The sequence below is a fragment of the Aeromonas sp. 2MA4 genome, from assembly GCF_029237305.1.
In the GTDB taxonomy this organism is placed as follows: domain Bacteria; phylum Pseudomonadota; class Gammaproteobacteria; order Enterobacterales; family Aeromonadaceae; genus Aeromonas; species Aeromonas salmonicida.
Map to the genome: position 1 here is coordinate 91,045 of NZ_JAACFY010000005.1, position 14,159 is coordinate 105,203.

Here is a 14,159-nt window from a genome sequence, read left to right on the forward strand (position 1 = left end):
CGGCCTTGTGCAGCGCAAGGCCTAACGCCCCTCCAGCAACTTTTGTTCTGCCTGCTCCATCGCTACCGCATTGCCAAACAGCACCAGCCTGTCCCCTGCCGCCAGCCGCAATTCGGGCCTGGGCTCCAGGCTCTGTTCACCGCGTTGCACCTCTTTTATTCGCACAGTGTCAAGCGCCAGCGCCTGGACCGTCTGCCCCACGGCCCAGGCCTGATCGTGCAACAGCACGGGATGCAGACGCTCGAGCAACTGATCCGTCTCCAGATTGCTGGCACTCTGGTCCCCCCAGTAGAAGCCGTGCAAAAAGCGATACTGGCTGCTGCGTTCCAACTCCATGCGCCGGATCACCCGGCCGATAGGGATGTCGCAATTGAGCAGTAGATGAGAAACCAGCATCAGGGCCCCTTCCTGGGATTCCGGGATCACCTCATGCGCCCCTGCCTGCTTGAAGGCCTCCAGAAAGCTGTCGTCCCGAGTCCGTACCAGTACCCTGACCTGCCCCGCCAGCTCCTTTATCAGCGCCAGCATGGCCTCGACCCGCTTGCGATCGTCGAAGGTGATGATCACCAGGCGAGCCCGCAGCAGGCCGGCCGCCAGCAGGATATCGCGCCGGCTGGCATCGCCAAATGCCACCTGCTCCCCCGCCGTCTTGGCTTCGCCCACCCGCTCGGGATCGAGATCCAGCGCGAGGAAGGGAATGTCTTCCAGCTTGAGAAAACGGGCGCATGTCTGCCCGGCACGGCCAAAACCGGCGATGATGACGTGTTGATGTTTGCTCAGCCCCGACTGCGCCACCTCGGAGCGGGTAAGCAGGGCCGAGTCGGTGAGCGAGCGCGCCAGACCGTGCGCCTTTTGCACCAGCCAGGGGGTCATGGCGATGGAGATCACCCCTATGCCGATGAGCAGGGAGACCAGCTGATGGTCGAGCAGTGCGTGGTGGTTGGCCAGCGCCAGCAACACGAAGCCGAACTCACCGACCTGGCTCAGCATGATCCCCGCCGCCATGGCATCCCGCTTGCGCTCTCCCATCAGGCGGCCCGCCAGCAGTACCAGCAGGGATTTGATCAAGATGAGGCCAAATACGCAGAGGATCACCTGCCACCAGGCCAGCGCCACCAGTTGCCAATCCATGGTCATGCCGATGGTGATGAAGAAGAGTCCCATCAACACATCCCGAAACGGCCTTATGTCCACCTCCAGCTGATGGCGATAGTGAGACTCGCCCAGCATCATGCCCGCCAGGAAAGCCCCAAGCGCCATCGACAACCCCAGCGAATGGGTCATGAAAGCCGCCAGCAAGGCCACCAGCAGGGCACTGAGCACGAAAAGTTCATCGGAGCGGGCCCGCGCCACCTCGTGAAACAGCAGGGGCAGCAGCCACTTGCCGACGGCAAGCAGGCTGAACAGGGCAAACAGGCCTTTGAGGGTGGCCAAGGCGATCTCCGCCAGCAGGGCACTGCCCTGGATCTCGGGTCTGGCCAGTATGGGGATCATCACCAGCAGCGGCACCACCGCCAGATCCTGAAACAGCAGCACGCTGACCCCGAGTTGAGCACGGCGGGTATGCAGCTGTTTTTGCTCTCCCAACTGCTTGATCACCACGGCGGTGGAAGAGAGCGCCAGGGTGCCCGACACCACCAGCGCCTGGGGCAGGCTCAGCCCCCACCACCAGCCAAGCCAGAAGAACAGCAGGGAGGTGAACAGCACTTGCAGACCACCGACCCCCACGACCAGCATCCGCATGGCGATCAGACGCGGCAACGAGAACTCCAGCCCCAGTGAGAACATCAGAAAGACGATGCCAAGCTCGGCGATGGTCTGCATGTTCGCCTGCTCGGAGAGAACGGCGGCGCCATGGGGGCCCAGCAGAACCCCGGCGACCAGGTAAGCGAGGATCACCGGCTGGCCGAGGCGCCGGAAAATCGCCACCAGCAAGACGGCGGCAAACAGCAGGATCAACACATCTGCGTACAAATTTTCCCTCCCTTTTTATCCACTTAAGCCTAGTCAGCCGCCCTTGCTCACATTGAACATATTTTAGGCACAGGGATTGCAGGGAAGTGGCAGGTAGTAGGATGTATGAGGGCTGTACCGTGGAAAACACATCGTCATTGAATGGTTTGGGGCATGGCATCGAGTTGTGGGTTCGGCAGATGGAGCGGCTCACGCCGCTGGCAAGTCAGGATCGCAACCAGTTGCTCGAGCTGTTGCTGGCACAGTCGGATCTCGACAGCCTGCTGGCAACCTTTGCCGATCGTGCGGCAAGAGTTGTCCGTATACATAGCCTCTATTTTGACAACCCCCAGCCACAGAGGCTGATCCAGCAGCCGCCCCAGGCCAGCCTGACGCTCCACAGCTACCCGTTTGAACTACGCGGCCAGCACGGTCAGCTGTTCGGCCAGTTGCACTACACCCTGGAACACATACTGAGCGGCAGCCAGCAGCGGATCCTGCAGCAGTACCATCAGCTGCTCTGCCAGCCGCTGCCACTCTACCTGCGGCTGGCGCAGCTGGAGCAGCAAGTACGACTCGATCACCTGACAGGGCTCGGCAACCGCTCCTATTTCGACGAGGCCATAGGTCGCGCCGTGGAGCAGCACAGCCGGGAATCCCACGGTCTGGTGCTGGTGCTGCTGGATCTCGATCACTTCAAGCAGATCAACGACACCTGGGGTCACCCGGTCGGCGATCTGGTGCTGAGCCGCTTTGCCCATCTGCTCCAGAGCTGCATCCGCAGCACGGATCAGGCCTTTCGCCTCGGTGGTGACGAATTTGCGCTGCTGCTGCAACCCGCCGAGCCCGAGGCCTGGCGCCCGGTCTGGCTGCGGCTGCAGCACATGCTGCTGACCCACAAGGAACTCAGCACCTTCTCGGTCGGTTGCAGTCTGGGGGCGGCCAGCTGGCAATCAGGGGTCGCAGTCCAGAGCCTGTATGAGGCGGCCGATGCTCACCTCTATGCCCGCAAGAAAGCCGGTAAAGCGGGTCTGCTGGACTGAGTACCACAGCGCCAGGATCGTAAAAAGGCCCGCCAGGCTAGCGGCATGGCGGGCCTGAGCTCACTGCGGGATGCAGCTGTCGGCCGCTGGCAGCCACTGCCATCCCATCCCCGCTTCTTGCGTCATAAATCCGTCACAGATAAAGAGTCCGGCTACTGCCGCCACCTGCTCGCCATAGTAGAGGATGGGAATACGGCCCCGCAGCCAGGAAGGTACCCCATACTCTTGCAGCAGCTTCTTGAAACGGCGGCTGCCGCTGCGCCCCACAGGTTTGAGCATGACACCGGGCGTCACCTGAAAACGCACCGACAAAGGCTCCCCCATCCCTGGCAACCTCAGCCCCTCCCCGTCCGGCCTGGCCGACACTTGCACCCGCCCCAGCCCATCGGGCAGGATCATGGACTCGCCGATAGTGACAGCCAGTTGTTCGTGACGGGGCGTCAACCCGGGCCGAACCAGATGCAGCCGCCCCTGAAAACGGCGGCAATCGAGGTTTTTCAGGCTGAACTGAGGGTTGGCATCCTCCCGCGCCAGCGCCACCTCCTGCCACAGCAGAGCGAGCTGATCCCGGGAGGGCATCTCACCCCCCAGGCGGCGGATCCAGTAACGCAGCAAGTTGTTGCGCCGGGTGGGCGACAGGGTGAGCAGGGGCACAATCTGCAGCGATGAAGCCGGTAATGATGAAACGTGCAGCGCCTCCCCCCCACAGGCCAGCTGCCAGTCTTCTTCGGCCAGCTCCTCCAATAACGCCTCCTGCTCGGCGCACAGCGCCATGCTGCGGGCGGCGGTACGAGCCATGGCCGGCCAGCGCACCTTGAGCTGGGGGATCAACTGCTGACGCAGAAAATTGCGGTCATAGCTCACGTCCTGATTGCTCTCATCCTCCACCCAGCCGAAGGGGAGGGTCGCCGCCACCTCGGCCAATTCGGCGCGGCTGAACTCAAGCAGGGGGCGCAACAAGAGGCCACCGGCAAAGGGCTGACTCGGCAAGATCCCCGCCAGACCGCGCAGACCGGCACCTCGCTTGAGGGCCAGCAGCAAGGTTTCCAGCTGATCGTCCTGATGATGAGCGGTGAGCAGCCACTCCCCTTTTTCCTGTCTGGCGGCCAGCCGCTGATAACGGGCATCCCGCGCCTGTGCCTCCAGACTCTCGCCATTGCCACGCACCAGCTGCACCCGCTCCACCATGAGCGGCACCGCCAGTTGCTGACACACGGCTTCGCAGTGCGCGACCCACGCATCGGCGTGGGGGCTGAGGCCGTGGTGGACGTGCAGGGCGCGCAGCGCAAGCCCATGCTCGCGGGCAAACTGCGCCGCCAACGCCAGCAACACTGTGGAATCGAGCCCGCCACTGAAGGCTACCAACAAGCCCCGGGAACCTTCCGGCTCTGGCAGGGTCTGACAAAAACGAGAATAAATACGAGAAATCATAGGCTTCCCCAAAACGACCTGGCCGATCTTAGCAGAGTCGGGCTTATCAAGCTGTAACCCGACTGCTAGAGTGATGTGCGCCCTGCGTGGGCAAGGAAGCTGAATAACCCGAATTGGAATCCAACAGAATGAACAACAAGAAAAGCATACTGGCCGGCCTCATTGGGTTGGCCCTGTTAGCCGGTTGCAGTCAGGCGCCGGACACGGCAGACAAGCACTCGGGCCTGGCACTGGCCAACATGGATACCCGGGTCAAACCCGGTGATGACTTCTTCCGCTACGTGAACGGTCACTGGCTGGCCACCGCCAAGATCCCGGATGACAGGCCCGCCGATGGTGCCTTCTATATGCTCAGGGACAAATCCCTGGCGGATGTGCGAGTGCTGGTGGAAGGGCTTGATGCCAAGGCCCCCGCCGATACCCAGGCCCGGCAGATCCGCGATCTCTACACCAGCTATCTGGATCAGGCTGGTCGGGATGCCAAGGGCACCACACCGCTGCTGCCCCTGCTCGGCGAAATCGATCAGATCCGCGATCAGAACGGACTGGCTCGCGCCTTCGCCCGCTCGGGCCAGCTGGGGGGCGGCGCCCCGTTCGGCTTCTGGATCGGTGCCGATGCCAAGGCACCGGACAGCCATGCCGTCTATCTCTATCAGTCCGGGCTTAGCCTGCCGGACAGGGATTACTACCTCAAAACCGACGCCAGCAGCCAGGCCCTGCGCCAGAAATACGAGCAGCACATAGCCGGTATGCTGACACGCTTTGGCGAAGTGGATGCGAGCGCAAAGGCCAAGCGTATCCTGGCCCTTGAGACCAAACTCGCCCAGATCCAGTGGGACAACGTAACCCTGCGGGACAGGGAGAAGAACTACAACAAGGGCTACCTCGGCGAGCTCAAGCGTCTCGCACCCCATATCGACTGGAACGGCTACCTTGGCCAGGCCGGTCTCGCCGGTCAGCAGAGCCTGATCATCGGCCAGCCCAGCTATCTCGCTGCCCTCGACGGCCTGATGCAGCAGATTCCCATCGGTGATTGGCAGGCTTACCTCAAGTGGCAGCTCATCACGGATTATGCCCCCTATCTCGACAGCCAGACCGACGCCCAGAATTTCGCCTTCTTCGGCACCACCTTGAGCGGCACCCCCAAGCAACGCGCCCCCTGGGAACGCGCCCTCGGCATACTGGACGATCACCTTGGGGAAGCGGTGGGCAAGCTCTATGTGGAGCGCTATTTCCCGCCCCAGGCCAAGGCCCGCATGGAGCAATTGGTGGAAAACCTGCGCACAGCCTACGGCCAGAGCATTCAGGAGCTGGACTGGATGTCACCGGCCACCAAGACCCAGGCACTGGAAAAACTTGCCAAGTTCAGGCCCAAAATAGGCTATCCGGACAAATGGAAGGATTACAGCGCCATCGAGATCCGCGCCGATGATCTGGTAGGCAACCTGCAACGGGCTCGCGCCTTTGAATATGCCGACAGCCTGGCACGCCTGGGCAAGCCGGTGGACAGGGACGAGTGGCACATGTCGCCGCAGACGGTGAATGCCTACTACAACCCGAGCAACAACGAGATCGTCTTCCCGGCCGCCATATTGCAGCCTCCCTTCTTCGACATGCAGGCCGATGATGCCGTCAACTACGGTGCCATCGGCGGCGTCATTGGCCATGAAATGGGTCACGGTTTCGATGATCAGGGGGCCAAATCCGACGGTGATGGCGTGATGCGCGACTGGTGGACGCCGGCCGACCTCAAGGAGTTTCGCTTTCGTACCAGCCGACTGGTTGCCCAATACAACCGCTTCGAGCCCATCAATGGCCAGTTCGTCAACGGCCAGTTCACCCTGGGGGAGAACATTGGCGATCTGGGCGGTCTCACCATAGCCCACAAGGCCTATCTGCTGTCACTCAAGGGCGAGGAAGCCCCCGTGCTGGACGGCTTCACAGGCGAACAGCGCTTCTTCCTCGGCTGGGCCCAGGTGTGGAAAGGCATGTACCGCCCCGAGCTGATGCAGATGCTGCTCTCCTCGGATCCGCACTCCCCGCCGGAGTACAGGGTCAACGGCGTGGTGCCGAACATCCCCGCCTTCTACGAGGCATTCAACATCAAGCCGGGGGACAAGCTCTATCTGGACCCCGCCAAACGGGTCAAGATCTGGTAACGGACGCCCTGTTCGAAGAGCCGGGACAGGCATCACCTGAACCCAACTCACATATCAACATCCGTGACGGGCAGGAGATACCCGCCCGTCACCACAGTCACAAGGATCACATCCATGAAAGCCTTGCTCATGACACTCGGTCTGCTCACCCTGCCACTGGCTGGTCAGGCGGCAGAAGAGTTCTTCAAACAGCTGACGCTGCCCACCGGTCAGGTGCTTGCCATCAGCGAGGGGCGCGGTGAGCCCGCCTCCATCGGCAGCTACGACGTGCGTCTCTATTCCGGTGCCAACCCCCAGTTTCCCCTCGATCAGTTCATCGATGGCAAGGTACTGGCGCGAGATGGCAGCATCAAGGAGCTGAAGTTGCAGGATCTCAACGGCGACAAGCAGCCCGAGCTCATCGTCATCATCGAAAGCGCCGGCAGCGGCAGCTATCGCAGTGCCGACGCCTTTACCATCAATGCGCAGGAGGGGCTGGAGATCTTCAACCACGTAGAAGGGCTGGCCCCCGACGAGGATGTGATCCAGGCGCTCAAGACCCCCCGCGATTAACCCACTACTCTCATACAGCCAAGGCCCCGCAATGCGGGGCTTTGACTTTGCTGGTGCAGCCGATAATGCCACTGCCGCCTTGTACCCGGACCCGCCTCACCACGGGAGAAAGAGACAGGGGCCCCCGATGGACGGCTATTTTTTCTGTGCTTATAATCGGCGCACCTTGTCATCACAAAAAATAAGGAGGTAAAAAATGGTTATCCAAGCGTGTCCGATGTTCTCGGCTCGCCTGTTCGGCACATTCCAGTGCTCTTGCCTGCATACCATCGCGCTGCGATAGCGGGTTCGAGCAAAGCCGACTCCCTTCCAAACCGAGACCTTTCTCGACTCTGCCGTTGTCGCCAGCGCTCCTGATGACAGGGATTTTCGATCCCGTGATTTTAGAGAGCAAGAGCATGACAACCCTGATGAGTACCCATTCCCTGCACATGACGGCAGAACACCTTCCCCTGTTTGACAGCGTCGACCTCAGCATCCGCAGCGGTGATCGCATCGGCCTTATCGGTACCAATGGCAGCGGCAAGAGCACACTGCTCGCCCTGCTGGCCGGTCAGCTCGATCCCCATGACGGACGCGTGCATCACGCAGCGGCTTGCCGTTGTGAATTCGTGGCGCAACATCTGCCCGCACGCCTGCAGGCGCTCACCGCCCGCGCCGTACTGCTCGATGCAGTGGACGGGGATCCCGCGCTCGACTGGCAGGTGGACAAGATGCTGACCGAGCTGCAGCTTGAAGCACAGGGCGCGTTACCGGTCAGCGCCCTGAGCGGCGGCCAGCACACCCGATTGCAGATAGGCCGCGCCCTGCTGCGCCAGCCCAATCTGTTGCTGCTCGATGAGCCCAGCAACCACCTGGACTTGCCCGCCCTGCTCTGGCTGGAGCGCTTCCTGCTGGGCTGGCGCGGCGCTTTCGTGCTGGTGTCCCACGATGGCCGCCTGCTCGACCGGGTCACCCGCGAGACCCTGATCCTGCGGGATCGACGTCTCTATCGCTTCGCCCTGCCTTGCAGCCAGGCCAGGGCGGCCCAGGCCGAAGAGGACGAACAAGCCCGTTTGCGCCGGGCCGACGAGCAAAAAGAGATCGACCGCCTGAGCGCCAGCAGCAAACGCCTCGCCATCTGGGGGCGGGAGCATGACAACGAGAAGCTGGTGCGTCAGGCCAAATCCATGGAGAAACGGATTGCCAAGATGCAGGAGGAGCAGAGCGTTGTCGGTGCCGGCGCCTCCTGGCGCCTCGAACTGCACGGGCAGGCACTGCCCGCCGATGCCCTGCTGCGGCTGGACGCCCTCGACGTGCGCCCCGCTCCCGGCTTGCCTCCCCTGCTGCGGGCCGAGGATCTCGGGCTGCGAGCCGGAGACAGGGTTGCCCTGCTCGGTGCCAATGGCACCGGCAAGTCCTCCCTGCTGCGTCAGTGCTGGCACGATCTGCACGCTCAACTACCGGGTGAAGGCTGGCACCGCCACCCCGGCGCCAGCATCGCCTACTACGATCAGTCCCTGCAGCAGCTCGATGACGCTGCAACGCTGACCGATGCCCTCTATCCTCTGGCCCCCCTGCCCGAGGTGACGCTGCGCCAGGCCTTGATCCGTGCAGGTTTCCCCTACTCCCGTCACGGGCAACGCGTGCATAGCCTGAGCGGTGGTGAGCGGGCCAGGCTGCTGTTTCTCGCCCTGTCGCTGGCGAGCCACCATCTGCTCTGGCTGGATGAACCCACCAACCATCTGGATCTGGAAGGAAAAGAAGATCTGGCCGAGGCGCTGTCGCGTTTTGCCGGTGGCGTGCTGCTGATCTCCCACGACCGGGATCTGATCGAGCGCAGTTGCAACCGGTTCTGGGTGATCAGGGAAGGCCGGATTGTCGAAGCCCACAGTGCCGAGCGGGCCTATGCCGAGTTGCTCTGTGATGAACCCATGGACCTTTCAATCAGCCCCGCCACCACTGGCAGTCCGCAGGAGCAAGCCACTGTGGAGGATGACGAAGAGGCGTTGCTGGCACGCTGGTACGAGCTGGATGCCCTGCTCGCCGCCGACCTCGCCCGCAAGCCCAGGCATCAGACACCCAGGCTGCAACAACAGTGGCGCGACGAGTTGCAGCAGCTGGCCGGTTTGCTTGGCCTCCCAGCGAACTGACGCCAGCAGTCACACCTTCACACAACTGTCTTTCCCAATCAGGCGGCCTGCCAACACAGGCCGCACAGGAGAAGAGCATGAATTCACGACAAGGGGGCGAACTGCGGCTCGACCCTATCACGACTGCCGATCTGCCCCACATCTATCGCGGCCTGTCGGATCCAGAGGTTATTGCCCACTACGGCATCAGTTACGATAGCCTGACAGCCTGTGAGGCCCAGATGGCCTGGTACGCCGACCTGGTGCGTCAGGGCACTGGCGGCTGGTTTCTGATCCGCAGTCAGCCCACCGACCTCCCCATGGGGGCCATCGGCTACAACGATGCCGATCCGCAGCACAGGAAGGCCGAGCTAGGTTATTGGCTCTATCCCGAGTACTGGGGAAAAGGGGTAATGGGCAGGGCCCTGCCCCTTTTTCTGACCCACTTCTATGGCACCACTACGCTGCACCGGCTGCAGGCCCTGGTGGAGGAGCCCAATGTCGCCTCCGCCCGCGTCCTGCTCGGCGCCGGATTTCGCTACGAGGGGACGGCGCGGGAGTGCGAATGGAAGGGGGATCAGTTTATCTCCCTGCAACACTACGCTCTGCTACGCAGCGACCAGCCAAGCGCCCGGTAACCAACACCCCTGATAGACAAAGAACCCCGCACTGCGGGGCCCTTTGTCGGGCTGGTTACTTGATGGCGCAGATATTCTCCGTGGCCCGGGTGCGGCGCAGATAGCGGCGCCACAGGGAGAAGAGACCGTAACCTGCACTCAGCAATACGGCATAAAACACCTGGGAGGCGAGCGCCACCAGCACGGCAAGGCAGAGCAAGACACTCAATCCCGCCAGCCCCTTGCCCATGCCGCCGAGCAGACGCCAGCCTGCCGCCATGCAGAGCAGGTAGACCAGCACGAAGTTGCCGTTGGCGTAGCGGATAAGCTCATCCAGCGGCAGCCGCAGCCAGAGGATCAAGGTGATGGAGACAAGGCAGATGGCGAGCACCCAGCACAGGGCATTGAGCGGCGCTCCCCTGGCCGAGAGACGAGCCAGCGAGGTGGGCAGCTTGCCCTCCCGCGCCATGCTCCAGATAAGGCGCGCAAACCCCTGCAGATAGATGTTGATGCTGGCAAAACAGGAGAGATAACCCAGGATTGCCACCAGCCACTTGGCGGTAGGGCCGAACAGCAGCGAGAGCAGGGCCGGAATGGCGGTGGCGTTTTTTGCCTCGTCGCCATAGAGCCCATATTTGAGCACCACCAGCGAGTGGACCCAATAAATAAGCCCCGCCAGCAACACGCCGCCAAGCAGTGCCAACGGGTAGTCCCGCTCAGGTCGCTTGAACTCCTCCCCCATGTGGGCGAAGGCTTCCAGCCCCACGAAGCACCAGAACATTACCGCCAGCGCCGTGCCCATGGCGGGCCATTCGCTTGCGCTCGGCAACGGCTGGGCCCCGTCGCGCCAGCTGAGATCCCCCTTGAACCAAATAAGCAGGGTCAGCCCCAATATGGCCAGGGCGATCAGCAGTTGCAGGTTGCCGGAGGATCGTGCCCCGCGCAAACCCAGCAGAAACACCCCGAGCAGGGTCAGCAGCTGTATGCCCCACAGGGTCCACTCCTCCATCTCGAACAGGGCATGCCAGAAGCCGGCGGCAATGGTGAGTGCGGCAGGCAATCCCACCGGCAGCACAGCCAGAAACAGGAAGGCGGAGAAGCGCTCGGCGCCGTTGCCAAAGGCAAGCCCAATCAGGTGTGGCGCCCCACCTGCGTGAGGATAACGACGGCCAAGCCGGGCGAAGGTGAAGGCGATGGGCAGCACCAGCACAATGAGCAGCACCCAGGCCCAGAGCGAGGCCCCACCCGCCAGCGACGCCGCGGTCGCCGGCACCACGAAGATACCGGTACCCAGCAGTGAGGTGGCAAGCAACCCCATCCCCTGCCAGAGCCCGAGATCCTTTTTCAAAGCAGACATATTCCTTTGTCCCGATTAATAAACACACATCGGGCCATGTTAGGCCGCAACCCCTTGCTTGTTAAGGACTATCCCTTGTTCAAACAAAAAAGCCGCCTCTTGCGAGGCGGCTTCTTCATTCAACGGTGTAACCGGCGTTATCAGGCAATCAGCTTGTAGATGATACCGGACATGGCGATCAGGCCAATCAGGGTCACGAAGCCATTGCTGATGTTGCCAGCGTATTTGCGCATGGCAGGTACCTTAGTGATGGCGTACATCGGCATCAGGAACAGCAGCATGGCAATGATGGGGCCGCCCAGGTCTTCGATCATGCCGAGGATGCTGGGGTTGACGGTAGCCACAGCCCAGGTGGTCAGGATCATGAAGACGGCAGTCACCTTGTCCAGTTGCTTGATGTCGACCTGCTTGCCTTTCTCGCGCAGCGCCTTGGCCATCAGACCGTTCATGCCCTCTTTGGCACCCAGATAGTGGCCGAGGAAGGACTTGCTGATGGCAACCATGGCGATCAGCGGAGCCGCTGTGGCAATGAAGGCATTATCGAAATGGTTGGCCAAGTAGGACAGAATGGTGATGTTCTGTTCCTTGGCGGCAGCCAGATCAGCCGGGGAGAGGCTCAGTACGCAGCTGAACACGAAGAACATGACGGTCATGACCATCATGACATGGGCACCCAGCAGTATGTTGCCGCACTTCTTCTCGGCACCGGCGCCGTAACGACCCTTGTTGTCCACCGCGAAGGAGGAGATGATCGGGGAGTGGTTGAAGGAGAACACCATCACCGGAATGGCAAGCCACAGGGTCTTGATGAAGTCGCCGTTGAAGGCATCGGACAGGGCTGGTGCTTCTGTGATAATGGCGCCGTTCCAGTGTGGAACCAGATAGAAGGCCAGGCCCATCAGGGTCAGCACAAACGGGAATACCAGCACGCTCATCGCCTTGACAATGAACTGGCCACCGAGGCGTACCACCGCCATCAGACCCAGGATCAGTGCCAGCGACAGGACAGCACGGGGTGGTGCTGTCATACCCAGTTGGTGAACCAGCAGGCTTTCAACTGTGTTGGTGATGGCGACCGAGTACATCAGTACTATGGGATAGATGGCAAAGAAGTAGAGCAGGGTGATGAACTTGCCTGCGGTCTTGCCAAAGTGCTCTTCCACCACTTCGGTGATATCGCCATCACGGGTGGAGCCGGACAGTACGAAGCGAGTCAGACCACGGTGTGCAAAGAAGGTCAGCGGCAACGCCAGAAGCGCCATGGCCACCAGCGGCCACAAACCACCTACACCGGCGTTGATCGGCAGGAAGAGTACACCGGCACCGATGGCGGTACCGTACAAACCCAGCATCCAGACCAGATCGGCCTTGGTGTTGCCACGGGAAGACGCATTACTGGCTACGCTGCCTTCTACTGCAATATTCATGTCAGACATAGTGGTGTTCCTGTCATCAAGGAAAATAGAAAAATCGAGTCAACCGGGCGCAATGCCCTGTCCCATTTCCCTGGAACTCCTGCCGTCCATCCCTGTTTTTTTCTTCCCCCCAAACCCGGCAAGGTGGTCGTTACTCCATGCAAAAACCAAATTGCAACAAACAGGTCAGTGGGTCATCAGCCTGGGGCTGTCAGCGCGTCAGCTGTTACAAGTCGTTAACGCGCCTTTGTTCTGATGGGCTGACTCTAATTAAATCCCCTTAACGATCACAGTGTTTTTTTGAATTAATCAACCAAAGTTTGACTAGAATCGCCTTTCTGGCGTCATGGATCACGTTATCAGCTCAACCTTGTGAACAACCGTTAACAAGTACAGGTAGTTTCACCAGTATCTATATCCTTATAGGTATAACAAACCGCTTACACTCAGTCATTTATTGGTCAGGTTGTGCCTCGCCTTGCCCTGACGTACCCTGTTGTTCACCCTTTTTTCCCCTGAGTTGTCATGGTCATCACCCGTACCGATCTCGCCGAACTGGCGGTTTTTGCCGCCGTGGCCCGCCATCAGAGTTTCAGCAAGGCCGCCCTCGAACTCGGCGTCTCGGCCTCCGCCCTGAGCCACAGCCTGAAAGGGCTGGAGATCCGGCTCGGTGTCAGACTGCTCAATCGCAGCACACGCGCCGTGGTGCCGACCGATGCGGGTCAACGTCTGCTCGAGCAGTTGCTGCCGACCCTCAATACCCTGGAAGAGGCCCTCGACGAGCTGGCCCATCACAGCAATGAGCCTGTCGGGCGACTGAAAATAAGCGCACCAAGGGAGGCCATCAACGACTTGCTGGCCCCTGTGCTTATCGATTACATGGTGCGCTACCCGCGCATGCAGGTAGAGGTGGTGGAGCAGGAGCTGATGCCACGGCTTATCGAGGATGGCTATGACGCCGCCATCTTCTACGGCGATCTGCTGCCCAAGGAGATGATCGGTGTGCCACTGGGACCACACCAGCGTTATCTGGTGGTGGGCTCACCGGCCTATCTGAGCAAACACGGCACACCGCAACATCCCCGCGAGCTGTCGCGTCACGCCTGCATAGGTTATCGGTTGACACCCTCCCACCATTATCGCTGGGCGTTTACCGAGGGAAAGGGGAGCATGCTGGAAATCGAGGTGACAGGGCCGCTCACCACCAGCACGCCAGCCCTCTATCTTGGAGCTGCCGAGGCAGGGCTGGGATTGGCTTACTGTCCGGAAGAGGAGGTCAGCAAGCAGCTGGCAGAGGGGAAACTGTTGCGAGTGCTGGAGCCCTGGTGCCCAACCTTCGTGGGATTTTCACTCTTCTATCCCAGCCGTCATCAACTGGGTAAAGGTCTGCGCGCCCTGATCGACATGCTCAAGGCACACTACCAAACCCGGTAATTACTGAATTTAACTCATCAATCCATCAATCTTAAGGCGGATTATCAACAAAAATGTATTAATTTAGACTGTCGGCTCGATAATCGA

At 61.0% G+C, this 14,159-nt stretch carries 10 protein-coding genes; 6 read left to right on the forward strand and 4 right to left on the reverse strand.

The window, feature by feature from the left end; genetic code table 11:
- Positions 1–21: 21 nt before the first annotated feature.
- Entirely contained in the window at positions 22–1,974 is a 1,953-nt protein-coding gene (locus tag GWQ31_RS07255; RefSeq protein ID WP_275909007.1) for a monovalent cation:proton antiporter family protein, read from the reverse strand.
- A 101-nt stretch (positions 1,975–2,075) separates the two neighbouring features.
- On the opposite strand from GWQ31_RS07255, the gene GWQ31_RS07260 reads away from it, so the two are divergent.
- On the forward strand, positions 2,076–2,996 hold the full coding sequence (locus GWQ31_RS07260) for a GGDEF domain-containing protein (RefSeq protein WP_034523696.1): 921 nt from the start codon (positions 2,076–2,078) through the stop codon (positions 2,994–2,996).
- Positions 2,997–3,056: 60 nt separating this feature from the next.
- Here GWQ31_RS07260 and tilS read toward each other — a convergent pair whose 3' ends face one another.
- Positions 3,057–4,427: a tRNA lysidine(34) synthetase TilS gene (tilS, locus tag GWQ31_RS07265; protein ID WP_275909008.1), complete on the reverse strand. Its 1,371-nt coding sequence runs from the start codon at positions 4,425–4,427 to the stop codon at positions 3,057–3,059.
- 128 nt (positions 4,428–4,555) lie between these two features.
- Here tilS and GWQ31_RS07270 point away from each other — a divergent pair, with 128 nt between their 5' ends.
- The 4 genes from GWQ31_RS07270 (at position 4,556) to GWQ31_RS07285 (ending at position 9,887) form a co-directional block, all read left to right on the forward strand.
- Entirely contained in the window at positions 4,556–6,586 is a 2,031-nt protein-coding gene (locus tag GWQ31_RS07270; protein WP_275909009.1) for a M13-type metalloendopeptidase, read from the forward strand.
- 114 nt (positions 6,587–6,700) lie between these two features.
- Positions 6,701–7,138: a PliI family lysozyme inhibitor of I-type lysozyme gene (locus GWQ31_RS07275; RefSeq protein WP_169046608.1), complete on the forward strand. Its 438-nt coding sequence runs from the start codon at positions 6,701–6,703 to the stop codon at positions 7,136–7,138.
- A gap of 398 nt (positions 7,139–7,536) precedes the next feature.
- A complete protein-coding gene (locus GWQ31_RS07280; protein WP_275909010.1) occupies positions 7,537–9,270 on the forward strand; it encodes an ATP-binding cassette domain-containing protein in 1,734 nt (577 codons plus the stop codon).
- 77 nt (positions 9,271–9,347) lie between these two features.
- Positions 9,348–9,887, forward strand: a complete 540-nt coding sequence (locus tag GWQ31_RS07285; protein WP_111589316.1) for a GNAT family protein — start codon at positions 9,348–9,350, stop codon at positions 9,885–9,887.
- Between the two features lie 55 nt (positions 9,888–9,942).
- Here the strand turns inward: GWQ31_RS07285 and yjeH are convergent, their stop codons facing one another.
- The gene (gene yjeH, locus GWQ31_RS07290) at positions 9,943–11,223 is read right to left on the reverse strand and encodes an L-methionine/branched-chain amino acid transporter (protein ID WP_275909011.1); all 1,281 of its coding nucleotides are present in this window, start codon (positions 11,221–11,223) and stop codon (positions 9,943–9,945) included.
- A gap of 140 nt (positions 11,224–11,363) precedes the next feature.
- On the reverse strand, positions 11,364–12,659 hold the full coding sequence (locus tag GWQ31_RS07295) for an HAAAP family serine/threonine permease (protein WP_034523881.1): 1,296 nt from the start codon (positions 12,657–12,659) through the stop codon (positions 11,364–11,366).
- 504 nt (positions 12,660–13,163) lie between these two features.
- Here GWQ31_RS07295 and GWQ31_RS07300 point away from each other — a divergent pair.
- On the forward strand, positions 13,164–14,072 hold the full coding sequence (locus tag GWQ31_RS07300; protein ID WP_275909012.1) for a LysR family transcriptional regulator: 909 nt from the start codon (positions 13,164–13,166) through the stop codon (positions 14,070–14,072).
- The last annotated feature ends 87 nt before the right edge of the window (positions 14,073–14,159 follow it).

Coding starts and splice junctions, on each gene's coding strand:
- GWQ31_RS07260 (WP_034523696.1), top strand. CDS start 2,076: ATGTATGAGGGCTGTACCGTGGAAAACACATCGTCATTGAATGGTTTG.
- tilS (WP_275909008.1), bottom strand. CDS start 4,427: ATGATTTCTCGTATTTATTCTCGTTTTTGTCAGACCCTGCCAGAGCCG.
- GWQ31_RS07270 (WP_275909009.1), top strand. CDS start 4,556: ATGAACAACAAGAAAAGCATACTGGCCGGCCTCATTGGGTTGGCCCTG.
- GWQ31_RS07275 (WP_169046608.1), top strand. CDS start 6,701: ATGAAAGCCTTGCTCATGACACTCGGTCTGCTCACCCTGCCACTGGCT.
- GWQ31_RS07280 (WP_275909010.1), top strand. CDS start 7,537: ATGACAACCCTGATGAGTACCCATTCCCTGCACATGACGGCAGAACAC.
- GWQ31_RS07285 (WP_111589316.1), top strand. CDS start 9,348: ATGAATTCACGACAAGGGGGCGAACTGCGGCTCGACCCTATCACGACT.
- yjeH (WP_275909011.1), bottom strand. CDS start 11,223: ATGTCTGCTTTGAAAAAGGATCTCGGGCTCTGGCAGGGGATGGGGTTG.
- GWQ31_RS07295 (WP_034523881.1), bottom strand. CDS start 12,659: ATGTCTGACATGAATATTGCAGTAGAAGGCAGCGTAGCCAGTAATGCG.
- GWQ31_RS07300 (WP_275909012.1), top strand. CDS start 13,164: ATGGTCATCACCCGTACCGATCTCGCCGAACTGGCGGTTTTTGCCGCC.